Origin of the sequence: Haloactinopolyspora alba (assembly GCF_003014555.1) — a bacterium.
In the GTDB taxonomy this organism is placed as follows: Bacteria; Actinomycetota; Actinomycetes; order Jiangellales; family Jiangellaceae; genus Haloactinopolyspora; species Haloactinopolyspora alba.
In genome coordinates this window covers 1-24,516 of the sequence record NZ_PYGE01000028.1, presented here as the reverse complement: position 1 = coordinate 24,516, position 24,516 = coordinate 1, and the positions used below count along the sequence as shown (strand labels likewise).

Sequence of the window (24,516 nt, the reverse complement as noted above, 5' to 3'; positions counted from 1 at the left end):
CCAGCACAGACACCCGGAGGCGACGGTCTGATGCCCCTGCCCATCGGTGACCAGCAGTGGCCGCCCCGCGCCATCGAACCCGAGCAGCGCCTCTTCCGCGAGTGGGGAGCCTGGTACTCCGGCAACCCGGATGAGCTCGCGGAGGTGTACGGCGGCAACAGCTCCGGCGGTGTGGACCTGAAACAGCTCGACCGGCCCAGCCAGCACCGCGGCGGCGTCGTCGGGAAGGTCGCCCGCTGGTTCTGGGGCGCGCCGCTGTCGTCCGGGCAGCAGCGGAACCCGAAACTGCACGTGCCGCTCGCCGGGGACATCGCCGAGACCTCCGCGGACCTGCTGTTCTCCGAGCCGCCGCAGTTCCACACGGACGACAAGGAGACGCAGACCCGCGTGCTCGAGCTCGCGGACGAGCTGATCGGCATGCACCCGCTGCTGCTGGAAGCCGGCGAGACCTGCGCCGCATACGGCGGCGTGTACCTGCGCGGCTCCGTGGACGAGACGGTCGCGGACCACCCGCTCGTCGACGTGATCCCGGCCGACGTGGCCGTCCCGGAGTTCACCCGGGGCCGGCTCGCTGCGGTCACGTTCTGGCGGGTCGTCGCGGAGGACGAGAAGACGAGCGAGGTGTGGCGGCACCTCGAGCGCCACGAGCGCGGCCGCGTGTACCACGGCCTGTACAAGGGCACCAGCGACCGGCTCGGCACGATGGTGCCGCTCGAGGACCACCCGGACACCGAGGCGTTCGCGGTCCTCGTCGACGAGCAGGGCGGCATCACCACCGACGTCGACGGGCTGTCGGTGGTGTACGTGCCGAACATGCGCCCGAACAGGGTCCTCCGCGGCTCGCCGCTGGGCAGGTCGGACTACTCCACCCTGGAACCGATGCTGGACGCCCTCGACGAGACGTGGACGTCGTGGATGCGGGACCTGCGCCTCGCGAAGGCGCGGATCATCGTCCCGGAGGCCTACCTCGACGACCTCGGCACCGGCAAAGGCGCGGCGTTCAACGCCGAACGTGAGGTGTACGAGGCCCTGGCCATGCCGCCCACCTCGGAAGGCGGGCTCACCCTCAACCAATTCAAGATCAGGGTGGAGGAGCACCAGTCCACGGTGGACGCGCTCACCTCGCAGATCGTGCAGTCGGCCGGCTACTCGATGCAGACGTTCGGCGACAGCACCGAGACCGCGAACGCGATGACCGCGACGGAGGTCCGGACGCGGGAGAACAAGTCGTTCACGACTCGCGGCCGGAAGGTCAACTACTGGCGGCCGCAGCTCCGGCGACTGTGGAGCATCATCCTTCAGCTGGATGCGGCCCGATTCCGCCGAGCCGTCACCCCGGAGGGGTTGCAGATCGAGTGGCCGGACGGCACCACCGACCACCCCGAGGTGCAGGCCAAGACCCTCCAACTCATCACGGCTGCCGAGGCCGCGTCGACGAGGACCCGCGTGGCGATGCTCCACCCGGACTGGGACGACACGCAGATCGATGCGGAGGCCGCGAAGATCGCAGCCGAGTCGGGCCGGTCGGTGCCCGACCCGATCACCCTCGGCGGTGCCGCCACCGAGGAGGAGTAGGCCGTGGCCGTGTCCCCCGACCAGGCCGCGGGCCTGGCTCGGGCTACGGCCGCGCTGTACCTGGACGCGGAGCGGGTCCTCATCGAACGCATCGCCCGGCTGGTGGCGCGTGACCTCCGAGACGAGGAGATCGGTGACCAGCTCGCCGCGGTGCGGGAGCTGCGCCGCCACGTGGAGCAGGTCGCCGAGCAGCTAGCGCAGGAGTCCGCCCGGACAGTGGCGGCCGCGGTCGAGCAGGCCGCCAACATCGGTGACCGGGCGGCCGTCGACGAGCTCGGCGACGCGGCCGGCGACCCGGCGGGCAGGGTGCCCGGTTCGGCGGGCGTGGCCGCGCTCGCGGCCGAGACGGTGACGAGCGTGCAGGAGGCGCATACGCGGCTCCTGCCGTGGGCGCTGGGCGTGTACCGCGACGTCATCGCGGCCGCGTCCGGCGGGGTGCTCCTCGGTGCGGATTCCCGTCGTGAGGCCGCTCAGCGGGCCATCGACCAGCTCGTGGCGCGTGGCGTCACAGGGTTCGTGGACCGGGCGGGACGCGGGTGGGACCTCGCTTCCTACGTCGAGATGGCCGTGCGCACCGCGACCGGGCGGGCGGCCGTCGACGCTCACGTGGACCGCCTGACAGGTTCCGGGCTGGACCTGGTGATCGTGTCGGACAGTCCACGCGAGTGCCCGCTGTGCCGCCCGTACGAGGGGAAGGTGCTGTCCACGTCCGGCGGCGCTGGCCGGGTGACAGCGGTCAACCCGGCCACGGGCGAGCCGGTCACCGTCGACGTCGACGGCTCGCTGGACGAGGCGCGCCGCGCCGGGCTGTTCCACCCGAACTGCCGCCACTCGGTGTCCGCGTACATGCCGGGCCTGACGACGCCGCGGGGCAGCTCGGAGCCGGACGGGTACGAGCAGCAGCAGCGGCAACGCGCCATCGAGCGGCGCATCCGGGAGTGGAAACGCCGCGAGGCCGGCGCGCTCACCGAGCACGCGCGCGCACGCGCGGGCGCGAAGGTCCGCCAGTGGCAGGGCGCGCTCCGTGACCACCTCGCGTCACACGAGGCGCTGAAACGGCAGCGGCACCGCGAGCAGATCGGCCGCGCCCGGTAGGAGCGCACACACACGTCCGAGCAGCCACCAGCCCCCCGGTGGCTGCTCGGTCTTTCTCCGTGGGCGGCAGGCCCGCCCACGTATCGGCACACCGTCAGCTGGCCCGCCTGGCGCGGGCACTCACCGCCCCAGGAGGGCAACGACATGGGAAACAGCACCAGCTTCAACCGCATGACCCGGGCTCTCGGCCTGCGCCTGTTCGGCTCCGGCCCCGTGATCGGTTTCGACACCGATGGGCCGGATGGCGGCGGGTCCGGAGGTAGCTCCGGAGGCGACGACGGCGGAGGATCCGGCTCCGGTTCTGGTGGCGACTCCGGCGGGTCCGGGGACGGCGGCCAGGGCGGCGACAGCGGAGCCTCCGGCGGGACAGGCGGTGACGGCGGAGCTGATGGTGGCCAGGGCGGCACCGGTGGTGACACCGGCGGCCAGGGCACCGGCGACGGCAGCGGGTCCGGCGGGCCGGACAAGGTCGAAGACCTACCCGAGTGGGCGCAGAAGCTCATCCGGGACACCCGCAAGGAAGCCGGCGACCACCGCACCAGCAAGACCCAGGTCGAGAAGAAGTACAACGACGCCCTGGACGGGATCGCGAAGGCGCTCGGTCTGAAGGAAGACGACACCCCGCCGGACCCGGCGAAGCTGGCTGAGGAGCTGGACTCCACCAAGTCAGCGCACCGGTCGGCGCTGGTGGAACTGGCCGTGTTCAAGGCGGCCGGCAAGTACAGCGCGGACCCCGAGGCCCTGACGGACTCGCGGTCGTTCGTGGAAAAGCTCGAAAAGCTCGACCCGTCCGCGGAGGACTTCAACGACAAGCTCCGTGAGCTCGTCAAGAAGACCGTCGAGGACGAGCCGAAGTTCAAGGTCCAGGGCCAGGAGCCCCCGGCCAAGACAGGTGGCGATTTCACCGGCGGGTCCGGCGACAGCTCACCGCCCAACCAACTGTCCGTCGAGGAGCAGCGCAAGGCGCGGTCGAAGGCGCGCAAGCTCTCCCACGACCCATCCTGAGGTGAACACACATGCCCAACTCGTTCCTCACCCCCCAGGTCATCGCCACGAGGGCGCTGGCCAACCTGTACGAGACCACCGTCATGGCGCCGCTGGTGCACCGCGACTACGAGCAGGAGTTCGTGGCCAAGGTCGGTGACACCATCACCATTCGCCAGCCGGCGGTCTTCACGGCCGACGAGTACAACGGCACGAGCATCAACGTGCAGGACGCCACAGAGAACGGCATCCCGGTGGTGCTCAACCACTTCGCCGACGTGTCGTTCTCGGTCACCAGCAAGCAGATGACGCTGGACATCGAGGACTTCAGCGAGCAGCTGCTCGACCCGGCGATGGAGGCCATCAGCCAGAAGATCGACCGGGACATCCTGGCGTTCCGCAACGACGTCACCGCCGAGGTCGGCGTGGTGGCCGGGGACAACCTGTACGACTGGAGCAACCCCCGCACCACCATCGACGCGGGCCGGGTGCTCAACCTGAACAACGTGCCGACGACGGAGCGGCGCGCCATCGTCGGGCCGACCATCTCGGCGTCGTGGATGGGTGACGACCTGCTCAACCGGTCCGACGCCCGCGGCGACACCGAGGGTCTGCGGGAGGCCAACCTTGGCCGCCGGCTGTTCGGCTTCGACCCGTACATGACGCAGAACATCGAGCCGCCCGCGTCGTCGCCGGCCATCGGTGAGCCCACCACGGAGGTGGGTGTCGGGTTCCACCGCACCGCGGTCGCGCTGGCGACCCGGCCGCTGGCGCTGCCCCGCGGGGCGCAGAACGCGGCCATCGCCTCGTACAAGGGCTTCGGTCTGCGCGTGATCATGGACTACGACATGGACACCAAGAGCGACATCGTGTCCGTCGACTGCCTGTACGGGGTGAAGACCCTCGACTCCGCCCGCGCCGTGCTCATCAAGGGCCCGGACCAGACCTGACCCGTCCCCGGTGAGTGGTGGGGCTCGCCCGCACGCCGGGCGAGCCCCATCGTCCAGGGTGCCCATCCCGAGAACACGGAGCAACCATGTACACGTACCGGAACCGCAACACCGACGACGTGGTGTCGTACCAGAAGCCCAGCGCACGGCTGGACAGGCTGCCGAACTGGGATCGCATCGAGGCCGACCCGGAGCCCGAGGAGCGGGCGGCCGACCAGCCGGACAGCGAGTCCACGACCGGCGAGCCGGACGGGCTGTTCGACCCGGCCGAGCACAACGTGGACGACGTCAACGAGTACCTGGCCAACACCGAGAACCCCGACGAGGTGACCCGGGTGCTCGAGGCCGAGGCCGAGGGCAAGAACCGGTCCAGCATCGTCACCGGGCCGCACTCCACCCAGAGCTGACCCGAGCCACTGTGGCCGGTCACCGACGGGGGGTGACCGGCCACAGTCTGGGTCATGACGCTGCGACGTCGGGGCAGAACTCCCCGATGGCCAGCTCCACGAAGCCGCGGGCGGACTGCTCGTCCTCGAACGCGCCCAGGTCGGTCAGCTGGCCGAGCATCATCGTGTCGGCCTGCTCCGGCGGCAGCGACTCGTACCGGTCGCACACCTGCCCAGCCAGGTCCTCCACGGCCTGGTCGTCGCCAGACAGCGACCCACCCGGCAGCTCACGCGCCCGGTCCGCGAACGTCAGTTCCGGTGTCTCCTCGGCAGCCGCCGGCGTCTCATCCGGTGACTGTTCGGCATCAGGCTCATCGTCGCTCGAGCATCCGGCCAGCAGGACCACCACGGCGGCAGCGGCCGCCCCCCTCACGATGCGCATAGCGCGCCATGGTGTCACCCGCCCCTGACGGGTGGCTATCCGCGCACCAGGAGGCATCTCATGGTTGACCACCGCGCCGAGGCCGCGACGCTCGCCGAGCTAGCCAAGGCGGACGCGACCGAACGTGACGCCGCCGGCTATCCCTACTGGGCTCCGGCCGACCTGGCCGCCGTCGCGCAGGTCCACGCGGCCCTCGCGGTCGCTGGCGCGTCCCGGCCGACAGCCACGACCACCGAGGTCGACGAGCTCGCCACCACGCATGGCGTCACCGCGCCCACCCCGGAGGACCTGGCCGCGTTCGTGCGTGACCTCGGCGTCGAGGTCATCTGACCCCTGAGGAGGGCTCGTGCTGACCTACGCCACCGAAACCGACCTGACAGCGTCGCCGTGGGGGATCGACCCGGTACCGGCGAACGTCGCCGCGCTGCTGCGGTCTGCGTCGCTGCTGGTGCGGCGCAAGACCAGGACCGCGGTGTACGCCACCGACGCCGACGGGTACCCGTCGGACACCGGCCTGCGGCAGGCGTTCACCGACGCCACGTGCGCCCAGGCGGCGTCGTGGGCGGCCGCCGGGATCGACCCGACAGGCGGGACGGCCGGGGCCAAGCAGACGGCGGTGACGTCGAAGGGCATCGGGTCGGCCAGCCTGTCCTACGCGGGCGGGGCCGCGGCCGCTGATGCTCGGGCGCGGGCGCTGGACACCCTGTGCCCTGACGCTGCCACGGTCCTGGTCACCGCGGGCGTGCTCCACGGCGAGCCGCTGCACAACTGGTGACGAACGCGTCACCCCACAGTCCTGTGGGCGGGGCGTCAACGCGCGCCGGCAAAGGCACGAACCACCACGGTGACGTGCGAAGGCCGCGTCGGGGAGTTTCACGCCGGTTCCTTTCCTCCCTGCCATGACGCGACCTGCGTCCCGCCCACATCCCTACCCCGCGTCGAGGAGACACGACATGGCGACCAAGCCTGCCCAGAAACCGGCGGCCAAACCCGCCGCCGCGAAGCCGGCCGCGCCCGCGCTGCCGGACACCAGGCCCGAGCTCGTGGCGCTGGCCATCCGCCGCGGCGTGCCCTCGTATGAGGCGTGGGCCATGACCGTCGACCAGCTCAAGACCAAGTTGGAGGCCCGCTGATATGGCCCGCACCCCGATCACGCCCCAGCGCGTCACCAGCGCAGGGCTCGCGCCCGCGGCCGAGCCGGCGAACGTGGACGGCAACTCGATGCCGCTGTCGCCGGGGCACGTGCTGCTCGTCGACAACGGGTCCGCGGCCGCGGTCACGGTGACGATCCCGACCCCGGCGAAGTTCGACGGGCTCGACGTCGCCGAGCGCACCATCAACGTGCCTGCCGGTGAGGCCTGGCACATCAACCTCGGCGGGCAGCCGGTGTACCGGCAGCCGGGAGGCGTCGCGCACATCGACTACTCCCCCGCGCCCGATGCGACTGTGACTGTCGCGGTCCTCCAGGTCTGATGACCGTCGCCGAGCTGGCCGAGTTCTGGGTCCACCGGGTCACCGTCGAGCCGTACGAGGGCGAGGGCGCATACGGCCCGATCTACGGCGCGCCGGTGGCAGACGTGGCGTGCTACGTCGAGAACCGGCGGCAGCTCGTCCGCGATCGGACCGGCGCGGAGGTCGTGTCCGACACCACGATCTACGCCCCGGTCGAGCGGGCCGGACTGTTCCCGCCCGGGTCGCGGGTCGCTCTGCCCGACCACACGCCGGTCGCGGCAACCCTCGTCATCTCCACCAGCCCGCTCACGTCCGGTGGGCTCGGCCTGCCGGATCACGTCGTCATCGCATGCAAGTAGGGGGTGGCCACCGTGGCCCAGCGTGTACGGGTCAAGTGGAACGGCGGGGCCGTCTCCGCGAGCATGCGGGCGGCCGAGCTCCGTGGGTTGAGGCTCGCGGGCGAGCACGTGCTCACGGAGTCCCGCAAAGAGGTCCCGATCGAGGAAGGCACCCTCGAACGGTCCGGCACGGTGTCCGTCGACCCCGGGTCGCGGCGTGCCGCGGTCTCGTACAACACGCCCTACGCGGTCGTGCAGCACGAGCGGATGGACTTCCACCACGACGAGGGGCGGTCCGCGAAGTACCTCGAGCGGCCCATGACGACCAACCGGGGCACGGTGCGCGACATCATCGCCCAGCAGATCCGGCAGGGCCTGTCATGAGCTGGACCCGCAGCGTCGACATCGGCCTGTCGACGCATCTCGCCGGCGCCGGGATTGGGCTCACGTACCGCCCTGACGGGGCGTACACGGTGACCGAGACCGGGATCGTGCATAAGCGCATGCCGCCCAGCCCGGACCGGGTGGTGGTGCTGACCTCGTACGTCGTGTCCGGCGAAGGAAGCCAGTCCGACCTGATCCTCGGCATCCAGGCCAGGTGCCGAGGCGTCCCGGACGATCCCCACGACGTCGACGACATCGCCGACGACCTGTACGCCGTGCTGCACGGCGCGGCGAACCTCTGGGCGGGTGACGCGCTCCTGGCGTCCGTGTGGCGGCAGTCGCACACCTCGATGGGCTCGGACACCGCCCACCGCTGGGAGACCAGCAGCAACTTCTACGCCGTCACGGCGCACCACTCCGCTCACGCCCTCGACTGAGGGCAGCTCCAACCCAGCCACATTGGAGGACTGGTCATGTCCCAGGAAACCCTGAACCCCACCGTCGCCTCGACCTGGCGGCTCGACGTCAACACCGGCACCGAGGCCGCCCCGGTTTGGGTGCAGGTCCGCGCCGTGTCCTCGTTCCAGCCGGCCGTCAATGACACCGTGCAGGACGCTTCGGACTACGACTCCGAGGGGTGGGGGTCGGACGCCATCACCCTGAAGAAGTGGCAGAACATCGCCACGCTCCAGCGGAAGGTCGACTCGACGTTCGCGCCGGACCCGGGGCAGGAGCATCTGCGGCTCGCTGCCCGCGACCGGGAGCTGGTGCACTGCCGGTTCTACGAGCGGTACTCCGCCGAGGGCGAGGCGTACGAGGGGAAGTCGCTGGTCCAGTGGGCTCCGGCCGGCGGTGACACCACGGCCCTCAACACCGTCCAGGTGACCATGCTCGGTCAGGGTGCCCGCACCGAGATCGCGCACCCGGGCGTCTGATGACCGAGTTCCCCGACGTCTCGGAGTTTCTTGCCCCGGACCTGGTGCTGCCGTACCGGGGCAAGAAATACCGGGTGCCCGCTCCCCCGGCCAAGGCCGGCATGCGCATCCAGGCGTACTGGTCGCTCGGGGTGGCCGTACACGCCGGCGCGACACCTCGCGAGGACCAGGCCAAGGCGCTCCTCGGCGACGACGAGGAGGCCGGTTTCTACCAGGACACCCTCGGGCCCGCGTACGAAGAGATGGTCGAGGACGGGGTGCCTCTGCCGGTGCTCCGTCACGCCGCGATCACCGCCCTGTTCGACGTGGTCCACGGCCGCCAGGCCGCCCAGGACTACTGGACCAGCCCGGCGGGAAAAGCGACGACCGCCCGGGCGACATCGAGCAGTACGGGCGGGGCGAGTACGACCAAGAAACGGGCCTCTGGGAGTGGTACGAAGTCCCGCCAGAAGAAGTCGACCGGCTGACGCGGAAACCGTCAGGCGTGTCGTGGCGGTGGCTCCTCGAGCACTGGATGCTCGTCGAGGCTGACCTGCACGAACGGTACGGCATCGACGTCGACTCGCCGCTCATGGAACAGCGCACGTGGCGGTGGCTGCGCTCCCGGATTCTCGCCCTGCTCGGCACTCCGGAATCCCGGGTGTCTCGCGCTCTCAACCCACCGAAACACGTGCCCCACCGGAGGTGAGTCGTGGCGCTCAACATCGGCGAACTGGTCGGCTACGTCGACCTGGACGACTCCGGTTTCGAGCAGGGCATGGCCGGCGCCGAGGGCAAGTTCGACGCCTTCGGTAGCCGGCTGGGGGCCGCGGCCACCGCTGTCGGTGTCGCGGTCGGTGGCGCTCTCGGCGCTGGTCTGCTGGGCGCGCTGGACCTTCAGGACGCCAACGCGCTCGTGTCCGCGCAGCTGCGCCTCACGCAGGAGGAGTCTGCCCGCATCGGCAACGTGGCCGGTGACCTGTACGCGGACGCCTACGGCGACAGCATGGAGCAAGTCAACGAGGCGCTGCGGGCCGTGACGGCCCAGATGGGTGGTCTCGGGAACGTCACCGACGAGGAGCTGACGAAGGCCGGGCAGAAGGCTCTGGACCTGTCCAAGATCCTCGGTACGGACGTCACCCGCGTCACCCAGATCGCCGGGCAGGCCGTCCGCAACGGCATGGCGAAGGACTTCGACGAGGCGTTCGACCTCATCGCGGCCGCCAGCTCCAAGACCATGCCCGGGCTCGAGGACGACCTGCTCGACGCCATCGACGAGTACGGTCCGTTCTTCGACGCTGTCGGCATCACCGGCCCGCGGGCGTTCGGGCTGCTCGCGCAGGCGTCGCAGCAGGGCATGTACGGCATCGACAAGACCGGTGACGCGGTCAAAGAGTTCACGATCCGGGCCACGGACATGTCCACCGCGTCCGTGGAGGCCTACGACCTCATCGGCCTCAACGCCGAGAAGATGGCCGACCGCATCCTCGCCGGCGGCGACCAGGCGCAGGGCGCGTTCGACAAGATCATCAGAGGGCTCCTGTCCATCGAGTCCCCCAGCGAGCGGGCCAACGCCGCGATCGCCCTGTTCGGCACCCCTGTCGAGGACCTGGCCGTCAACGACATCCCGGACTTCCTCCGGAGCCTCGTCGACACCAAGTCCGGGCTGACCGACGTGGCCGGCGCAGCCACGGACATGGGGAACACCCTCAACGACACGGCCCGCGTGGAGATCACGGCGTTCGGGCGGACCGTCAAGACCGAGGTCGTGGAGTTCCTGGAGACCCGGGCGCTGCCGGTCATCACCAACCTGGCCGGTGCGGCGCGGGACCAGCTCGGTCCGGCGTGGGAGGCCGTCTCCGGGTGGCTGTCCCAGCACCGGGACGCTGCGGACGAATACCTCGAGCCCATCGGTGAGGCCGTCGCGCACCTGTGGGAGGAGCTGGGCGTCCTGTGGGACTCCCTCACCAACGGTGAGGGCACCCTGACGATGGTCGGTGAACTGCTGATGACCGCCGGCGGCGGGATGCTGTTCCTCGGCCAGCAGATCGGTCCGGCCGTCGAGCTGGTGGCCGACCTGGTGGGCTGGTTCGCGGAGCTTCCCGGCCCGGTGCAGACGGCGGTCCTGGCGTTCGCCGGGTTGACGGTGCTGCGTCCGCAGCTGGCGGGTCTCGGTGACACCGTGAGGACGGGCGTGACGGGCGCGCTGCACGGTGCCCGCGACGCGGCGGACGGGGCGCGGCTGCGGTTCATGTACCTCGGGGACGCTGCTCGTGGCGCGGCCACGGGCGGTATCGCGTCGCTGACGGGCGCGATCGGGCGTGGCGCTGGGCAGGGGCTGCGGGCCGCGGCAGGCGGTCTGCTGACCGTCATGGGCGGCCCGCTGGGGCTGGCCATCGCTGGCGTGTCGATCGCTCTGGGGTTCCTGGCGCAGCGGCACATGGAGGCCAAGCAGGCTGCGGCCGAGCAGGAGGCCCAGGCCGACGCGCTCGGCGGCACCCTCGACGAGCGGACGGGCGCGATCACTCGCCAGACGGAGGAGCTGGTGGCGCAGCAGGCCGCCGAGGAAGGCGTGCTGGACGCGGCCACCGAGCTGGGGATCGCGCACGAGGACGTCACGCAGGCCGCTCTCGGCAACGCTGACGCCCTCGCCCGGGTCAACGAGGCACTGGACCGGTCGCGGGAAGCCGCGGTCGACGAGGTGTGGCGTGAGCACGCTGCCGGGCTGGAACTGATGGGCGCGGCCGAGGAAGACGTGACGGCTGCGATCCACGGGGACGCGGATGCGCGGGAGCGGCTGCAGAACCTCGGGTCCATCAGCTTCCACAAGGACATGGCGGAGGCCACGCAGCGGACGTCGGCCGAGCAGGAGATCCTGTCCGGGTTCGTCGACGAGACCGCGGCCGCGCTCGCCCGCGAGGCCGAGGCCCTGGTGCAGGCGGACGGTGCGATGTCGGACACCGACCCGGACCCGCTGGCCGAGTCCATGGGTGTGCTGGCTGACGAGACCGCCGATGCCGACACGAAGGCGCGGGCGCTGGACGAGGCTCTGCGGATCCTCGCCGGCGGGTCGCTGTCGTTGGAGGAGGCGCAGGGGCGCGCCAACGAAGCGATCCGGAGGGTGCAGGAAGCCCTCGCGGCCGCGACCGAGGAGGCTGGCGGGAACACGAGCGCGCTGTTCACCAACACCGGCGCGATCGACACGACCACGGACGCCGGGTGGCGGCTGTTCCAGTCGGTCAACTCGGCCCGGGAGTCGATGGCGGCCGAGGCGCAGGCGGCTCGTGACCTGGCCATCGCGAACGGGAAGGACGCCAAGGGCGGTCTGGACGCTGCTCGGGCCGCGTCGGAGCGGGTGCGGTCGGAGTTCGTCCGCACGGCCGAGCAAGCTGGCCTGTCCAGGCGCGCCGCACGGCGTCTGGCGAACCAGTACGGGCTCATCCCGGACGACGTCGTCACCACGTTGAAGGCGACCGACCGGGCCTCGGGTGTCGCCGACGACGCGGAGGAGCGCCTGCGTGACTACGACGGCCGGAATTGGATCGCGGAGCTGTCGGCGCTGGCGTACACGTCCGCGGCCGAGGACGACCTGTCGTACCTGGCTCGTGACCGCACGGTGGACCTGTTCATCGAGAGCCACCGATACCCGGGCGTGCCGTACCTGAACCAGGCTGACGGCGGGGTCGTGACGCCTGCCGCGTCGGGGCTCATGCGGGAGCCGATGATCGCGGCCGGCGGCAGCAACATCCTGTGGGCCGAGCCGGAGACGCACGGTGAGGCGTACATCCCGCTCGCGGCGTCGAAGCGGGCCCGGTCGCTGGACATCCTCCGAGAGGTGGCCGACCGGTTCGGGTATGGCCTCGCCCAGCAGGACAGCGGGGCCAGCGCCGCGATGGCAGGCGGCGGGACGACGCGCCTGCACGGGGACGACCTGGCAGCGCTCGCGTCTCTCATGCCGTCCATGGACGGCGCGACGCTGCGTCTCCAGCTCGGCTCGGAGGTCGTGCTCGCGACGGTCGTCGACGCCGGGAAACGCAGGCAGGAATCACTCGGGGTGGTGGGCTGATGTCGGTACTGATCGGCCCGCTCGGTGACCTGCGGCAGGTGCGGTGCACGGTCGCGCCTGCCCAGGTCACCCACGACGCCCAGGCCGCCCGCGTCAAGGCGCTGGACGGCACCCGGTACGTGCAGTTCCCGCCGTCGGACCGGCGGGCGTGGCAGTGGGACCTGGTGTGGGCGTCAGCGGAGGAGCTGCGGTGGCTGGTGGAGCTCGAGCAGGGCGTGCACGGCGACGCGCTGTACTTCTACGAGCCCATCGCGGCGCAGCTCAACATGCTCGGCCCTGGGGCAGCGACCCCCGGTATCGAGCCGGGCACCGGCGGGTGGACGAAGCACCCCGTCCCGGCGTCCAGCCTGAGCGTCCCGGAGCGGGGCGTCATCCAGACCAGCGGCAACGGCGGGCACTCCCCCACGGTGCCGGTCGCGCCGGGGCGCACCTACGCGGCGTCGATCGAGAACGTCGGCACAGTGGACCAGGACGCCGCGGTCATCACCTACGACACGACCGGCGCGGTCATCGAAACGATGAGCCTGCTGCCGTCCCCGACACCGCCGGGTCAACGCGCCACAGCGACCGTCACGACCCCCGCAGTGGACGTCCTGGCGGCCCGGATCGCGTTGCAGCCCAGCGGCACCGACGAGGCGCGGTGGACGCGACCCCAGCTCACCGAGACGAGCGGGGCGGTGCCGTGGCAGCCCGGTGTGGGCATCCCCCGCGTGGTGCTGTCCGGGGTCGCGGAAGCGTACCGGTCCACGAGTTTCGCCACCCGGCGGGACCACTCCGTCACGATCATCGAGGTGGGCTGACAGATGCGTCCGACGCCGCCCGGGTGGCCTGACGACCGGACCGTCACTCGGCCGCACGCCGAGGTGGTCATCGACAGCGAGACCCACAAGGCCCAGATGGCGGGGGTGCGGGCGCAACTGTCCACTGACCTGCCCCCGCAGATGCGGGCAGCTCCGGGCGTCACGGTCGGGTCGGCGTCCGTGTCGGTAGTGGCCGGCGAACCGGCCACCAGGCGGGCCCCGACGCCATGGCTGGACTCGTGGGCGCGGGAGCTGTTCGGGAAGTCGTGCACGGTGCGGATGGGATACGGGTCCGCCCTCGTCGACGTCATGACGGGGCAGATCGCCGACACCGGCGGGGAGACGAACACCCGCACGATCGACGCCGAGGTGCAAGGGCTCGGCGCGTGGCTGCGTGACCCCGTGTCGGTGTGGCCGATGGGGCGCGTCAACCACTACACGGAGACGGACTCGGCCAGTGAGCTGCACGTCGGGCTGACACCGTTGGCGGTGCTGGACCTGCTGGCCCGGGGCGCGGGTCTGCACTCGCTGCCCGCGCCGGCGGACTCGACCGTCCTGTACGTGCCGATGCAGTCCACGCTGTGGCCGGAGGACGGGTCGATCATCTCGGCGGGGGAACCCGCGCCGGGGTGGGAGCCAGCACCGTGGGGATGGGGGGTCTGGCCTGACTCCCCCCTCTCGGTGACGTTCCGGCCGCGGATCCCGCGGTACCAGCAGACGTCGTGGGACACGCAGCTCACGGTGTGGACGTCCGCCGACGGCGGCCTGGACATCAGGGCGTCGCTCGGGCCGCCCAACACGTTGAACCCTCCGTCGCTGAGGATCCAGGTGGACCCGACGCAGGTCCTCGTCACGATTGAACCGTGGTCCGGGGCGCCGGAGACTCTGGCGTCGTACTCGGGGGCCATCGAGCCGGGACCGGTGACGGTGCGGCTGCGGCAGGGGAACGCCGACCTGTACCTGCCTGACGGGACACGGGTCAACGACGCCACCTATAACGGCTACCGCCAGATTCGCACGCTGCGCATGCAGGGCCGCGGGGCTGGGGTCACCCTGGCCCGGTCCGACCAGGGGCCGCTGCCAGAACCGCCGACGCTGGCCGGGTTCACCCCGACGTTCCTCGCGGACCAGAGCCTGGCGCAGATCGACGTGTCGCCGTGGATCGACCAGCGGCCCCGCTGGGACGTCATGAACGAGATCGTCGCGTCCGAGGGCGGCGCGTTGCTCGTCACCGGGGACGGGCGGCTGCTGTTCCTCAACCGTGACTCGCTGATCGGCAGCGCCACCGTCGCCGAGGTGCCGGTGCGCAACCTCGCGGCGCTGCGGTGGCGCACGTCGGCGGACTTCATCCGCACCGGGGTGCGCGTCGGGTATCAGCCGGTGGAGATTCAGCTCGACAGCCGCCCCGCGTACACCGTGTGGCAACCAGAGGACGAAGTGCTTCTGGAACGCGGCAAGACCGTGCGGCTGTTCGGCGATCTCTCCGTGGACGCCGCCATCGGGATCGACACCGGCATCGATTTCGTCACCAGCGGGTGGCAGTTCGTCGGGTCCACGGTCTACGCCTGGCGTTCGGACACCTCCGGTTACTGGTCAGGCACCACGACCGGGCAGGACCTGTCCGACCAGGTGGAGATTCACGTCGCGCAGCTCTCCCCGCGCCGGATCATGGTGGAGCTGCGGTGGGACCCGCCTGACGCCACGTTCGTCGGCACGGTGGTGTTCTTCAACTACTCCTCCCCCACCATCCGGGCGTACCAGGCGGTGCGGTGGCTGGATGAGGCCTCCGTGTCGGTCGGCACGGGCGTGTCGGTGGCGCTGGGCACACGCGAGCTGTCGATCCCGGCCACGCCGTGGCGGCAGACCGAGCACTGTGCCACCGAGTGGGCCCGGTCGCTGGCCAGGATGGCAGGGCTGGCGCAGCCGGTCGTGGAGTGGGTGGAGCTGGCCGCGCCGGACCCGAGGCTCGAGGTCGGCGACATCGTGAACGCCGTCGACCCGGACGTGACCGGCGTGAACACACGCGCCCTGATCGTGGACCAGCGGCTCACGTGGGACGGCAGCCGGCTCACGCAGCGGCTGGCGCTGCGGCTGCTGTCGCCGACGTTCGCCAACGTCAACGCCGCGCACACCGGCCGGACGTTCGCGGACATGAACGACCTGATGGCTGGCCGGACGTTCGCGGACATGGCCAACGACCCGATGGGGAGGCTCTAGTGGGTTACAGCCCGAACGCGGCCGGCATCCTGGTGCCGGACTCGGCCGAGCCGTGGACGCCGCAGGAGGCCGTGTGGCAGACGGTGGCCGACTCGATCGGTGACCCCGGCGCGGCCGGTCTCGTCACGACCTGGGAGCCGTCGTGGACGAACGTCACGGTCGGGGACGGCAACGTGGTGTCCGCGTACCGGCTTGCGCTCGGTGTGTGCACCTGGACGGTGTCATTCGAGCTCGGCAGCAGTAGCAGCGTCGACGGGACGGTCCAGCTGACGCTGCCCGCGCCCGCGTTCGGTGACAACTGGATGGTCGTGGGCTCCGGCGTGTGGAACGACAACGACGTCACCAGCAACCGGACCCCGTTCGTGTGCCGCCTGTCGACGCCGACCGCGGCCAACCTCTACTACGCCGGCGGCAGCATCAACCAGGTCGCGCCGTTCGCTGCGGAGCCTGGCGACCGGCTGTTCTGCGGCGGGTCCTACCTCGTGGCCCCGCCGGCCTGACCCGAATACGGCGAACCCCTACCCAGCCCCGGCCGGATCACGGCCGGGGCTTTTCGACCTGCCACCACACGGGAGCAAAGCATGACCAGTTACCACGACCGCGACGACTGGACGAGCGAGGACCAGTCCGGTGAGGACATGGACCCGGACGACGTGACCGCTGTCGCTATCCACCACCCCGGCGACAACCGGAAGCTGACGCGCCGGTCGAAGTGGCGCATCAAGCGGCTGTTACGCAGCTGGTGGCGATACCACGTCCGCACTCGCGGGTGGCGCGACATCGGCTACCAGGTCGCCGTCGACGGTGCCGGGCGCGTATGGGAGCTGCGCGGGTTGGAGCACGTCGGCGCGCACTGCGCGTCCGCGGCGAACCCCAGCGCGAACCGGCGGACCGTGGGCGTGCTGTTCATCCTCGGCAACGGCGAGCAGCCCACCCAGCGGATGCTGGACGCGTTCGGTGACCTGTACCGCGACCGCATCCTGCCGCGCTACCCCAAGGCCAGGAGCGTCGTGGGGCACCGGCAGGTCCGCGGCGCGCAGACCGCGTGCCCCGGCGACGAGGTCATCGACCACATCGAGGCGGGCACCATCGACGGTGACGGGTCCGGAGCTCCGAACCCGCCGCGGCCGGAGTGGGACGGCAAGAGGTTCCCCGGCGAGAGCGCATTCGAGATCGGCCAGTCGCACCCGGCGGTCAAGCTGCTGGACAAGCGGCTCGTCGCTCACGGATACGACCGGCACCACGACGGCGACGGGTACCAGCCCGGGCCGACGTACACGAAGTGGACCCGGGCAAACGTGCGGGACTTCCAGCAGGCGCAGGGCTGGACCGGTTCGGGCGCGGACGGCTACCCCGGCCCGGAGACCTGGGCGCGGCTCATGGAACCCGCGTCGTCCAAGCCGGACCGGGACCCCGGCCCGTCCGACGAGGGTCCGGTGGTGGACCTGTCCAAGCTGCGCAAGGCCGCCAGGACGGACCCGCCGCGGCTGTCGAGCAAGGCCGCCTACCCGAGCGGCACCAAGGTGATCGAGCGGGCGCTCGTCGCCGAGGGGCTGCTGTCGCGCCGGTACCGCGACGGCGTCGGCCACTTCGGTTCCAAGACCGTCAAGGCGTACGGCAAGTGGCAGCGCAAGTGCGGGTACCGGGGCGCGGACGCTGACGGCGTTCCCGGGGCGGAGTCGCTGCGCCGGCTCGGCGACAGGCGCGGTTTCCGGGTCACCGGTTGAGTACGGAGGTCGCCGTCGCACTGGTCGGTCTCGTCGGCGTCCTCATCACCGCGTCCAGTTCCGTGCTGGTGGCTGCGCTCAACCGCACTCGCGGCGTGGCCAACGACGCAGCCACGGCGGCCAAGGCTGCCGTGGCTGCGCGGGACTACGCCCAGCCAACCGGCAACGGCTACGCCGAGGACACCGTCGCGACGCTGGGCCGGATCGAGCAGGCGCAGACGGAGATGGGCAAGGACATCGGCGGCCTCCGGTCGGAGCTGCGCACCGACCGGCGCACGAACGCTGACGCGTTCGCGGAGCTGCGGCAGGCCGACAGGGACCTTCACCAGCGCATCACCCAGATCCACCCACCAACCAGGGAGTAACAATCATGGACGGTTCCACTCTGACCCTCGCCGGCGTGCTGTCCGCGCTGGCACCGCTGGTGATCTCGCTGATCAACCGGCCGTCGTGGTCGAAGTCGGTGAAGCAGCTCGTCGCCATCGCGGCGTCGGTCGTGCTCGGCGTGGTCGCGCTGGCGCTCACGGGCGGGTTTACCGGCGGGGACGACGTGGCCACGGTGCTGCTCGCCGTGGTCGGCGCGGCGCAGTCGGCGTACGCGCTGGTCTGGAAGCCCAGCGGGGTCGCGCCGAAGCTCGAGCGGGCGACGTCGCGAGACCGGTACGACCTGGCGGCCTGACCAGGGCGGCGGTAGCGTCGGCGCGATGACCGAGTGGATCGTTGCCGGCGCTGCCGTCGTGTCCGCACTGGCTGCCGTGGCCGCCGTCGCGTACGCCCACCACCAGCGGAATGCGGCCAAGGAGTCAGCGGCCGCGGCCGAGCAGTCGGCGAAGGAGGCCGGACGGTCCGCAGACGCTGCCGAGCGCATGGCCTCCATCGAGGCTGCCCGTCACCACCACGAGCGTCGTCCCGAGGTGGAGGTCCAGTTCGATCAGTGGATCACCGAGCACGTCACAGCGGAGCTGGTGATCAAGAACCTGAGCGGGACCACGGTCCCCTCCGTCTTGGTGGAGTTGATCGACGGTGACCCGGTGGCTGGTTTCGGTGACGAGCAGCCACGTGAACGCTCATACGAGGTCGTGGACCTTGAGCCCGGCGTTCCACACCAAGTGCCGTTCACCTCGGTGCACATAGGCGTGTGGGAGAAGGCGATCGTTCCGTTCCGGGTGACGGTGAGCAGCGATGGCCAGCCGTGGGAGCCGTGGCTCGTCGACGCCAAGTTGCCGTTGCCCCGCGCAAAGATCGTCACCTCGGTTCCCAAGAGAGTCCGGTAACGCGTCCGAAAACGATCGTTTTCGTTACACCTGGCGTGGACGGGCTGACGGCACCCGGAATGGTGTCCATAACTCGTGTCCAAAACCGGAGTGTTTCAAAACCGCTCTGACACCGTTTTTGATACATTCCCCGGCATGGACCCCTCGCCCACCGGGCACCTGATCGGGTATGCCCGCGTCTCCACCAGAGACCAGAACCTCGACCGCCAGACCGATGCCCTCGAGGCTGCCGGCTGCTCCCGCATCTTCACCGACAAGGCCTCCGGGAAGCTGGCGTCACGCCCGGAGCTGGACAAGGCACTCGACTACCTACGGCCCGGCGACACGCTCGTCGTGCCCAGTCTCGACCGGCTGGCCCGGTCGCTGAAACACCTTGTCCTCCAAGTCGACGACCTCCGCCAGCGCGAGGTCGGCTTCAAGAGCTTGCACGAGTCCATCGACACCACCACCCCCAGCGGTCGGCTCACGTTCCATGTGTTCGCCGCGCTGGCCGAGTTCGTCCGCGAGCTCATCGTGGAGGGCACGCACGAGGGCCTGGCCGCCGCCCGCGAGCGCGGCCGCACCGGCGGGCGGCCCAGCGTCATCACCGAGGACAAGCTGCTGGCCGCCCAGCGGCTCCTGTCCGAGGGCAAGAGCATGACCGCTGTCGCCAAGGCGGTGGGCGTGTCCCGGCCGACCCTGTATCGGCACCTCGAGTCGCTTGACCTGCCCGAGGTCGACGCACCGGGGGCTCTGACGCCAGCTGAGTAGCCGCCGCACGAACGTGCCCGACGTCCCGTCGGTGCACCCTTCCCCCTGCCGACCCCCGGGGGTCGAACCCTCTCGCGAGGGGACTCGACCCCCGGGGGTTTTCCTCGTCCGCGTGCCGTCTAGACGTTCGCCTAGACACTCGGGTAGTGTGTGCCCTGTCAGCACAACCACACCACCTACCGGGAAGGACCCCGACCCTATGGCGACCAAGAGGCAGACCATGCCCACTCCCGTACCGAACCGGCCGACGGCCCGGACCCGCGGAATCCGCGTCACCGACGAGCTGTGGGACAAGGCGAAGGCTCACGCGCACGAGCGCGGTGAGTACCTGGCCGACGTCATCAACGAGTCGTTGGAGCGCTACGTGGCTAAGGCAGAGAAAGAGGCCAAGGCCAAGGCGCAGCGCGACCAGGCCAACGACTGACCACCCCTCGCCCCCGCTTTCCGGCTCTCCCAGCCTCGTACGGAAGGACACCCGAAACCATGAGCGCCGAAACCGCCCAGGACGCGACCACTGAGGCCGATCCGGACACCATGAAGGCCGAGATCGGTGCGGCCCTGGCCGACGAGGGCACGGCCGCACTCGACTCCGACCGGCTTCGCGCCCTCCGCGCCCTGCGCGAGGAGCTGCCCGCGCACCTCATCAGCAAGAAGCCGGTCGACGCCCAGAAGTCGGGCGAGAAGCGCCGCTGCACCGAGTGCCAGGGGTTCCACGCCCCCGCCTCGCACCTGGACTACGCCGGGCACGCCGCCATCACCGAGCGGCTACTCGAGGTCGATCCTTTCTGGACGTGGGAGCCGGTCACCGACGCCACCCTGCTCGCGGCGCTCCCCCACGAGCCTGGCGGCATGTGGATTCACCTCACTGTCGCCGGCGTTACCCGCCTCGGGTACGGAGACGCCCAGGGCAAGACCGGACACAACGCCGTGAAGGAAACCATCGGTGACGCGCTCCGCAACGCGGCGATGAGGTTCGGCGTGGGACTCGCCCTGTGGCACAAGGGCGACCTGCACGCGGACGCCGAGGCGGCCGAACGTGAGGCCCGCCGTGCCGAGCGTGAGGCGGAGGAGCAGAAGCGCAGGGACGAGGAGGAGGCGGCCAAGCTCGAGCGTGCCCAGACGTTCGCGGACACCGCAGGAGCCCTCGACCTGACCGACCCGAACACGCGGGCCGCCCTGGACGAGATACGCCAGGACGCCCGCAACGAGGGTCTGCTCCCCATCACCATTCGGGCGGGCGACAACGTGGGCGGGCTCGAGCCGTACTTGAACTACCTCACCAGTCAGGCCAGCCAGCACCTCTCGACGTACGAGGACGCCGAAGCGGAGCACCGGTCGCAGGCTCCTCCGGAGCGCGACCCCGCCTGACACTGAACCGAAGGGCGGAGCCTCCTCCCGGGGAGACTCCGCCCACTATTTGACCCGGCTACGCCTAGACATACGTCTAGACGATCGGGTAGTGTTTTCCCTGTCAGCACAACCCGTACCACTTCCCCAGGGAGGCACCACCCATGTCCAACTACCACTCCACCCTTCCGGCGTCCCAGGTCCTCGCCAACGCCATCGGCAAGGCTCTCAACGGCACGGACCTGCCCGTCGACGGCATCGACGACACGGACGGCTGGTACCTCGTCGACGAGATGACCCCGCTCCCCGAGTCGGACTACATGACCGACGACCCGGGCGTCGTCCTGCACCTGCCCGGCGCCCGCAACCTCATCGTCACCGTCCAGCTCGACCACCGCTGATCGCAGCGGGCACATGACCGGAGACGCCGAGACCCAGCCCCCCGGGTCTCGGCGTCTCCTCCTTCCAACCCCTTCACCGGAGAGGACCCCTCGTGCAGTTCGACACCATCCCCACCGACAAGCTCATCGGCGACGGGCGCAACGTCCGCCGCGACCTCGGAGACCTCACCGAGCTGGCCGCCAGCATCAAGTCCCAGGGCATGCTGGAACCGCTCGTCGTCGCTCCGGTGCTCGACGGGTGGCGCATCATCGCCGGCCACCGACGCGCCGCGGCCGCCACCCAGGCGGGCCTGGCCGAGGTGCCCGCGATCATCCGCGACGACCTCGAGTCCACACCCGAGATCGTCGGGGCCATGCTCGTGGAGAACCTGCAACGGCAGAACCTGTCCGCCGTCGAGGAGGGCGAGGCGTACGAGCAACTCGCCTTGCACGACGTCGACACCGCCGAGATGGCCAAGCTGACCGGCCGCAACCGCAAGACCATCACGTCCCGGCGGTCGCTGATGAAGCTGGCCGAGCCGGAGCAGGACCGTGTGCACGCGGGTGAGCTGACCCTCGACCAGGCGGCCGCGCTGGTGGAGTTCGCCGACGACCCCGATACGTACAAGACGCTCGCCCGCGACGCGGGCGGGTTCAACTTCGACTGGACCCTCAAGAACGCCCGCAACCGCCGCGACGCCGCCGCAGAGGTCGCCAAGCTGCGCGCCGAGCTCGAGTCCGCCGGCGCGACCATCCACGACGAGGCCGACCAGGACGACGACGATGAAGGCCCGATCGACCACGACACCATGACGTCGGCCTACAGCCTCGTCACCGAGGACGGCGACGACGCCGACCCGCGCAGCCTGCCAATTGAGGACGTCGTGTGGGTGCAGAACAAGAGCGGCCGCCACCTCGAGGCGTGGGTGCGCAACCCCGCCGAGCACGGTCTGCGGCACCGCTGGGGCCACCTGGAGACACCGGAGGAGCGCGCCGAACGTCAGGCCGAGCACGAGGCGAAACTGAAACACCGTGAAGCCCTCGAAGCTGCTCACGAGGTGCGGATGGACGTGGTGGCCCGCATCGGTGCGGCTAAGAAGCCGCCGAAGGGGTACGAGCGGCTGTTGCTGCTGGCGATGAACGCCAGCTCGGTCTACTACGGCCGGACCATCGAGGTCGACGTGAACCTCGACGCCACCGGGCCCGCCGCGCTGGGCCAGGCCCTCGTGCTGGCGTGCCGCCGCGCAGAGTTCGCCCTCGGCGCGGCGTGGCATAGCCCCCGGGTGTGGCTGGACGATCTGGTGACGGCGTACGTGGACCTGCTCAAGGCGGCCGGGTGGGAGCCGTCACAGGTGGAGCGTGACGGCATGGACCAGGCCGAGGTCGACCTCGCCGAGTCTCAGACCTGACCCCGGCTGCGGAACCAGCCGAGGAACAGCATGATCAGCGCGAGCGCCACCATCGGCACCAGTACACGGAGGCCCGTGGTCAGGTCGCTCGCGCTGATCGCTGCGGCGTGCGCGGTCATTGCCCGCACTCGGTGCAGTAGACGATCTCTCGCGGGCTGTCGTCGTGAATCGTCACGTTGTGCACGGTGGTCGTGCCGCAGTGCGCGCAGTGCTGCGGCCGGGTCGTCACGATCCAGCTCATCGTGTGTCCTTCGCCGCCGGGGAACGGTTTGGGGTCGGTGCCCTGCCGGGGGTTCCGGTTGGGGCGGAGCATCCGGCAGGGCACCAGCGGGGCCGTGCCCCAAAGCCGCTGAGCGATGGGCCGGCACCGTGGTGCTCAGTGAAGCCCGGTCGCGAGCCTCGCGACCACGGCATCCGTGCGGCGGTTATGCTGCGACGAAGCTGCACTAGCCGACCTGACCAGGAGCGATAGGCATGGGACACTGACGACATGGCGGAACGGCGGGTCGAGCTGGCGGACGCTCGACGGATGGCCGGCTACACGCAGGAGGGCCTGGCCGAGGCGTTGCACGTCGAGCGCACCACCGTGCAACGGTGGGAGTCTGGACACTCGCGTCCGCAGCCGTACCTCTGGCCGAAGCTGGCGGAGCTGCTCGACCGCACGCCGGCTGAACTCCGAGGGCTACTCGGCCGGGTCGACCGTGCTCAACACGCGCCGGCGCACGACCATGCCGACGTCCAGTCGCACGCCCATACGGGCACGCTCTCGCAGATCGCAGAGCAGCCCACGGGTCCGGTGGACCCCCGCGTCATCGACACGTTCATAGACCTGCGCGAAGCGCTCGTCGCCGCGGACAGCCTGCTCGGCCCAGGGAATCTCGTGCACTCGGCAGCCGAGCAGATCGCGAACCTGTCGCGTCTCGTTTCCCGAGCTGACCCTGCGACTCGCGGCCGCCTGTTCGAGGTCGGTGCGCTCTACGCCGAGTTCTGCGGCTGGCTGGCCGACGACCTCGGGAAGGTTGAGGACGGCAAGGCGTGGTCGCGGCGCGCGCTCGAGTGGGCGCACTCCGGCGGCAGCGCCGACGTCACCGGTTACGTCCTCATGCGTATGAGCCAGCAAGCTCAGCTGGTCGGTGACCGGGCCCAGGCGAGCACGCTGGCCTACTCCGCGATGCGGTACGACACGTCGGTCAAGAGCGTCCTCGTGCGGGCGTCGCTGCATCAGCAGGCAGCTCACGCCTGCGCGCTGGACGGGGACGAGGGTGCGGCGCTGTCGAACATCGACGCTGCGTACGACCTCAGCGGCAGAGAACTCGACGAGCGAGACCCCTACTCGTTGTCGGTCCACTGCACCCCCGTGTATGTGACAGTGCAGCGGGCTGCGGTGTTGGGCACTCTCGGGGATCATCTGCGTGCCCTCGAAGAGTATGACCGGGTCCTCGCGGACTGGCCGCCGGACTTTCACCGCGAGAAAGGTCTGCACCTCGCCCGCCGCACCCTGGCGGCGGCACGTGCGGGAGTCCCCGACGCGGCGGTCGAGAGCGGAACCGCGGCCCTCGACATCGCGTTGGGCACCCGCTCCCGGCGGACCATGCGCGAGCTCGCCAAGAGCGCCGCCCACATGAGGACGTGGGGGCCGGTTGCTGGCGTGGAAGAGTTTCTGGAAGCTGTCGCGACCAAAGGAGAGGCCGAGTGGGTGCACTGACTGTCGACGAGCTGGTGGGACGCGACGAGTGGGAGGCCGTCAATCAGGAACACGGCCGCCCGTTCGTGGTGTACAAGTTCGCGGCCACGCTCGACGGGCGGATCGCCGCCGAGGACGGCACCAGCCAGTGGATCACGAGCGCTGAGAGCCGCGCAGAGGTCCACCTGCTGCGAGCGGGGTGTCACGCGACGGTCGTCGGTTCGGGAACCCAGCAGACGGACAACCCGAACCTCGCCGTGCGGGGGAACGACGACCCGAGGTTGGACCTGTCGATCGTGTCGAACCCTGAGCGCCAGCCGTGGCGGGTCGTCATCGACAGCG

General features: G+C 70.5%; 33 protein-coding genes. 30 read left to right on the top strand and 3 right to left on the bottom strand.

Translation table 11 applies throughout. The features are described 5' to 3' along the window. The first annotated feature begins 30 nt into the window (after positions 1-30). The 5 genes from CLV30_RS24020 (at position 31) to CLV30_RS24000 (ending at position 5,011) form a co-directional block, all read left to right on the top strand. Entirely contained in the window at positions 31-1,575 is a 1,545-nt protein-coding gene (locus CLV30_RS24020; RefSeq protein WP_106539787.1) for a phage portal protein, read from the top strand. Between the two features lie 3 nt (positions 1,576-1,578). After that, positions 1,579-2,670, top strand: a complete 1,092-nt coding sequence (locus tag CLV30_RS24015) for a phage minor capsid protein (RefSeq protein WP_106539786.1) — start codon at positions 1,579-1,581, stop codon at positions 2,668-2,670. Between the two features lie 144 nt (positions 2,671-2,814). After that, entirely contained in the window at positions 2,815-3,675 is an 861-nt protein-coding gene (locus CLV30_RS27095) for a hypothetical protein (protein ID WP_106539785.1), read from the top strand. An 11-nt stretch (positions 3,676-3,686) separates the two neighbouring features. Then, complete coding sequence (locus tag CLV30_RS24005) at positions 3,687-4,604, top strand: major capsid protein (protein WP_106539784.1); 918 nt, start codon at positions 3,687-3,689, stop codon at positions 4,602-4,604. Between the two features lie 86 nt (positions 4,605-4,690). Then, complete coding sequence (locus CLV30_RS24000; protein ID WP_106539783.1) at positions 4,691-5,011, top strand: hypothetical protein; 321 nt, start codon at positions 4,691-4,693, stop codon at positions 5,009-5,011. A 52-nt stretch (positions 5,012-5,063) separates the two neighbouring features. Here the strand turns inward: CLV30_RS24000 and CLV30_RS23995 are convergent, their stop codons facing one another. Continuing rightward, positions 5,064-5,432 carry a DUF732 domain-containing protein gene (locus tag CLV30_RS23995; RefSeq protein ID WP_129711133.1) on the bottom strand — a complete coding sequence of 123 codons (369 nt, stop codon included), beginning with the start codon at positions 5,430-5,432 and terminating at the stop codon, positions 5,064-5,066. 60 nt (positions 5,433-5,492) lie between these two features. Here CLV30_RS23995 and CLV30_RS23990 point away from each other — a divergent pair, with 60 nt between their 5' ends. From CLV30_RS23990 to CLV30_RS23880, 23 genes are all read left to right on the top strand, one after another. Then, a complete protein-coding gene (locus CLV30_RS23990) occupies positions 5,493-5,762 on the top strand; it encodes a hypothetical protein (RefSeq protein ID WP_106539781.1) in 270 nt (89 codons plus the stop codon). A 16-nt stretch (positions 5,763-5,778) separates the two neighbouring features. Further along, entirely contained in the window at positions 5,779-6,207 is a 429-nt protein-coding gene (locus tag CLV30_RS23985) for a hypothetical protein (RefSeq protein WP_106539780.1), read from the top strand. A 178-nt stretch (positions 6,208-6,385) separates the two neighbouring features. Next, the gene (locus CLV30_RS23980; protein ID WP_106539779.1) at positions 6,386-6,565 is read left to right on the top strand and encodes a hypothetical protein; all 180 of its coding nucleotides are present in this window, start codon (positions 6,386-6,388) and stop codon (positions 6,563-6,565) included. Between the two features lies 1 nt (position 6,566). Continuing rightward, the gene (locus CLV30_RS23975) at positions 6,567-6,905 is read left to right on the top strand and encodes a hypothetical protein (RefSeq protein WP_106539778.1); all 339 of its coding nucleotides are present in this window, start codon (positions 6,567-6,569) and stop codon (positions 6,903-6,905) included. Then, positions 6,905-7,243, top strand: a complete 339-nt coding sequence (locus tag CLV30_RS23970) for a hypothetical protein (protein ID WP_106539777.1) — start codon at positions 6,905-6,907, stop codon at positions 7,241-7,243. The genes CLV30_RS23975 and CLV30_RS23970 overlap by 1 nt, the downstream gene beginning before the upstream one ends. Before the next feature lie 12 nt (positions 7,244-7,255). After that, on the top strand, positions 7,256-7,606 hold the full coding sequence (locus CLV30_RS23965) for a minor capsid protein (RefSeq protein ID WP_205741127.1): 351 nt from the start codon (positions 7,256-7,258) through the stop codon (positions 7,604-7,606). Then, entirely contained in the window at positions 7,603-8,043 is a 441-nt protein-coding gene (locus tag CLV30_RS23960; protein ID WP_106539775.1) for a phage tail terminator protein, read from the top strand. The genes CLV30_RS23965 and CLV30_RS23960 overlap by 4 nt, the downstream gene beginning before the upstream one ends. 36 nt (positions 8,044-8,079) lie before the next feature. Continuing rightward, positions 8,080-8,541 carry a phage tail tube protein gene (locus CLV30_RS23955; protein WP_106539774.1) on the top strand — a complete coding sequence of 154 codons (462 nt, stop codon included), beginning with the start codon at positions 8,080-8,082 and terminating at the stop codon, positions 8,539-8,541. Continuing rightward, positions 8,541-9,008: a DUF7426 family protein gene (locus CLV30_RS23950; RefSeq protein WP_106539773.1), complete on the top strand. Its 468-nt coding sequence runs from the start codon at positions 8,541-8,543 to the stop codon at positions 9,006-9,008. Before CLV30_RS23955 ends, CLV30_RS23950 begins: the two co-directional genes overlap by 1 nt. A gap of 17 nt (positions 9,009-9,025) precedes the next feature. Next, entirely contained in the window at positions 9,026-9,229 is a 204-nt protein-coding gene (locus tag CLV30_RS23945) for a hypothetical protein (protein ID WP_106539772.1), read from the top strand. 3 nt (positions 9,230-9,232) lie between these two features. Next, positions 9,233-12,586, top strand: a complete 3,354-nt coding sequence (locus CLV30_RS23940; protein ID WP_106539771.1) for a phage tail tape measure protein — start codon at positions 9,233-9,235, stop codon at positions 12,584-12,586. After that, complete coding sequence (locus CLV30_RS23935) at positions 12,586-13,386, top strand: hypothetical protein (protein WP_106539770.1); 801 nt, start codon at positions 12,586-12,588, stop codon at positions 13,384-13,386. The genes CLV30_RS23940 and CLV30_RS23935 overlap by 1 nt, the downstream gene beginning before the upstream one ends. Before the next feature lie 3 nt (positions 13,387-13,389). Next, the gene (locus CLV30_RS23930; protein WP_106539769.1) at positions 13,390-15,603 is read left to right on the top strand and encodes a hypothetical protein; all 2,214 of its coding nucleotides are present in this window, start codon (positions 13,390-13,392) and stop codon (positions 15,601-15,603) included. Then, on the top strand, positions 15,603-16,103 hold the full coding sequence (locus CLV30_RS23925; protein ID WP_106539768.1) for a hypothetical protein: 501 nt from the start codon (positions 15,603-15,605) through the stop codon (positions 16,101-16,103). The genes CLV30_RS23930 and CLV30_RS23925 overlap by 1 nt, the downstream gene beginning before the upstream one ends. 81 nt (positions 16,104-16,184) lie before the next feature. Further along, positions 16,185-17,330 carry a peptidoglycan-binding protein gene (locus CLV30_RS23920; RefSeq protein ID WP_106539767.1) on the top strand — a complete coding sequence of 382 codons (1,146 nt, stop codon included), beginning with the start codon at positions 16,185-16,187 and terminating at the stop codon, positions 17,328-17,330. Beyond that, complete coding sequence (locus CLV30_RS23915) at positions 17,327-17,695, top strand: hypothetical protein (RefSeq protein WP_106539766.1); 369 nt, start codon at positions 17,327-17,329, stop codon at positions 17,693-17,695. The genes CLV30_RS23920 and CLV30_RS23915 overlap by 4 nt, the downstream gene beginning before the upstream one ends. 5 nt (positions 17,696-17,700) lie before the next feature. After that, positions 17,701-18,009 carry a hypothetical protein gene (locus CLV30_RS23910; RefSeq protein WP_106539765.1) on the top strand — a complete coding sequence of 103 codons (309 nt, stop codon included), beginning with the start codon at positions 17,701-17,703 and terminating at the stop codon, positions 18,007-18,009. A gap of 25 nt (positions 18,010-18,034) precedes the next feature. Further along, positions 18,035-18,604, top strand: coding sequence for a hypothetical protein (locus CLV30_RS23905; RefSeq protein ID WP_106539764.1), 570 nt, complete (start codon positions 18,035-18,037; stop codon positions 18,602-18,604). A gap of 135 nt (positions 18,605-18,739) precedes the next feature. Then, a complete protein-coding gene (locus CLV30_RS23900) occupies positions 18,740-19,354 on the top strand; it encodes a recombinase family protein (RefSeq protein WP_106539763.1) in 615 nt (204 codons plus the stop codon). A gap of 199 nt (positions 19,355-19,553) precedes the next feature. Further along, a complete protein-coding gene (locus CLV30_RS23895) occupies positions 19,554-19,778 on the top strand; it encodes a hypothetical protein (RefSeq protein WP_106539762.1) in 225 nt (74 codons plus the stop codon). Between the two features lie 59 nt (positions 19,779-19,837). Next, positions 19,838-20,722 (top strand): hypothetical protein, encoded by an 885-nt coding sequence (locus tag CLV30_RS23890; protein ID WP_106539761.1) that lies wholly within the window; start codon positions 19,838-19,840, stop codon positions 20,720-20,722. Positions 20,723-20,865: 143 nt separating this feature from the next. Next, positions 20,866-21,102 carry a hypothetical protein gene (locus CLV30_RS23885; protein WP_106539760.1) on the top strand — a complete coding sequence of 79 codons (237 nt, stop codon included), beginning with the start codon at positions 20,866-20,868 and terminating at the stop codon, positions 21,100-21,102. A 92-nt stretch (positions 21,103-21,194) separates the two neighbouring features. Continuing rightward, a complete protein-coding gene (locus CLV30_RS23880; RefSeq protein ID WP_106539759.1) occupies positions 21,195-22,490 on the top strand; it encodes a ParB/RepB/Spo0J family partition protein in 1,296 nt (431 codons plus the stop codon). Here CLV30_RS23880 and CLV30_RS27655 read toward each other — a convergent pair. Both CLV30_RS27655 and CLV30_RS27650 read right to left on the bottom strand, forming a co-directional pair. Then, entirely contained in the window at positions 22,481-22,609 is a 129-nt protein-coding gene (locus tag CLV30_RS27655; protein ID WP_276320029.1) for a hypothetical protein, read from the bottom strand. The two genes, CLV30_RS23880 and CLV30_RS27655, sit on opposite strands and share 10 nt — an antisense overlap. Then, the gene (locus CLV30_RS27650) at positions 22,606-22,731 is read right to left on the bottom strand and encodes a hypothetical protein (RefSeq protein WP_276320028.1); all 126 of its coding nucleotides are present in this window, start codon (positions 22,729-22,731) and stop codon (positions 22,606-22,608) included. The genes CLV30_RS27655 and CLV30_RS27650 overlap by 4 nt, the downstream gene beginning before the upstream one ends. Before the next feature lie 249 nt (positions 22,732-22,980). On the opposite strand from CLV30_RS27650, the gene CLV30_RS23870 reads away from it, so the two are divergent. Next, complete coding sequence (locus tag CLV30_RS23870) at positions 22,981-24,195, top strand: helix-turn-helix transcriptional regulator (protein ID WP_106539757.1); 1,215 nt, start codon at positions 22,981-22,983, stop codon at positions 24,193-24,195. Beyond that, positions 24,183-24,516, top strand: a 334-nt coding sequence (locus CLV30_RS23865; protein ID WP_211300112.1) for a RibD family protein, incomplete at its 3' end; no start/stop codon positions are given. The genes CLV30_RS23870 and CLV30_RS23865, both read left to right, overlap by 13 nt.

Excerpts from the sequence above, each read along its gene's own strand:
- CLV30_RS24020 (WP_106539787.1), top strand. The coding sequence starts at position 31 with ATGCCCCTGCCCATCGGTGACCAGCAGTGGCCGCCCCGCGCCATCGAA.
- CLV30_RS27095 (WP_106539785.1), top strand. The coding sequence starts at position 2,815 with ATGGGAAACAGCACCAGCTTCAACCGCATGACCCGGGCTCTCGGCCTG.
- CLV30_RS24005 (WP_106539784.1), top strand. The coding sequence starts at position 3,687 with ATGCCCAACTCGTTCCTCACCCCCCAGGTCATCGCCACGAGGGCGCTG.
- CLV30_RS24000 (WP_106539783.1), top strand. The coding sequence starts at position 4,691 with ATGTACACGTACCGGAACCGCAACACCGACGACGTGGTGTCGTACCAG.
- CLV30_RS23995 (WP_129711133.1), bottom strand. The coding sequence starts at position 5,432 with ATGCGCATCGTGAGGGGGGCGGCCGCTGCCGCCGTGGTGGTCCTGCTG.
- CLV30_RS23990 (WP_106539781.1), top strand. The coding sequence starts at position 5,493 with ATGGTTGACCACCGCGCCGAGGCCGCGACGCTCGCCGAGCTAGCCAAG.
- CLV30_RS23980 (WP_106539779.1), top strand. The coding sequence starts at position 6,386 with ATGGCGACCAAGCCTGCCCAGAAACCGGCGGCCAAACCCGCCGCCGCG.
- CLV30_RS23975 (WP_106539778.1), top strand. The coding sequence starts at position 6,567 with ATGGCCCGCACCCCGATCACGCCCCAGCGCGTCACCAGCGCAGGGCTC.
- CLV30_RS23970 (WP_106539777.1), top strand. The coding sequence starts at position 6,905 with ATGACCGTCGCCGAGCTGGCCGAGTTCTGGGTCCACCGGGTCACCGTC.
- CLV30_RS23960 (WP_106539775.1), top strand. The coding sequence starts at position 7,603 with ATGAGCTGGACCCGCAGCGTCGACATCGGCCTGTCGACGCATCTCGCC.
- CLV30_RS23955 (WP_106539774.1), top strand. The coding sequence starts at position 8,080 with ATGTCCCAGGAAACCCTGAACCCCACCGTCGCCTCGACCTGGCGGCTC.
- CLV30_RS23950 (WP_106539773.1), top strand. The coding sequence starts at position 8,541 with ATGACCGAGTTCCCCGACGTCTCGGAGTTTCTTGCCCCGGACCTGGTG.
- CLV30_RS23935 (WP_106539770.1), top strand. The coding sequence starts at position 12,586 with ATGTCGGTACTGATCGGCCCGCTCGGTGACCTGCGGCAGGTGCGGTGC.
- CLV30_RS23930 (WP_106539769.1), top strand. The coding sequence starts at position 13,390 with ATGCGTCCGACGCCGCCCGGGTGGCCTGACGACCGGACCGTCACTCGG.
- CLV30_RS23920 (WP_106539767.1), top strand. The coding sequence starts at position 16,185 with ATGACCAGTTACCACGACCGCGACGACTGGACGAGCGAGGACCAGTCC.
- CLV30_RS23910 (WP_106539765.1), top strand. The coding sequence starts at position 17,701 with ATGGACGGTTCCACTCTGACCCTCGCCGGCGTGCTGTCCGCGCTGGCA.
- CLV30_RS23905 (WP_106539764.1), top strand. The coding sequence starts at position 18,035 with ATGACCGAGTGGATCGTTGCCGGCGCTGCCGTCGTGTCCGCACTGGCT.
- CLV30_RS23900 (WP_106539763.1), top strand. The coding sequence starts at position 18,740 with ATGGACCCCTCGCCCACCGGGCACCTGATCGGGTATGCCCGCGTCTCC.
- CLV30_RS23895 (WP_106539762.1), top strand. The coding sequence starts at position 19,554 with ATGGCGACCAAGAGGCAGACCATGCCCACTCCCGTACCGAACCGGCCG.
- CLV30_RS23890 (WP_106539761.1), top strand. The coding sequence starts at position 19,838 with ATGAGCGCCGAAACCGCCCAGGACGCGACCACTGAGGCCGATCCGGAC.
- CLV30_RS23885 (WP_106539760.1), top strand. The coding sequence starts at position 20,866 with ATGTCCAACTACCACTCCACCCTTCCGGCGTCCCAGGTCCTCGCCAAC.
- CLV30_RS27655 (WP_276320029.1), bottom strand. The coding sequence starts at position 22,609 with ATGACCGCGCACGCCGCAGCGATCAGCGCGAGCGACCTGACCACGGGC.
- CLV30_RS27650 (WP_276320028.1), bottom strand. The coding sequence starts at position 22,731 with ATGAGCTGGATCGTGACGACCCGGCCGCAGCACTGCGCGCACTGCGGC.
- CLV30_RS23870 (WP_106539757.1), top strand. The coding sequence starts at position 22,981 with ATGGCGGAACGGCGGGTCGAGCTGGCGGACGCTCGACGGATGGCCGGC.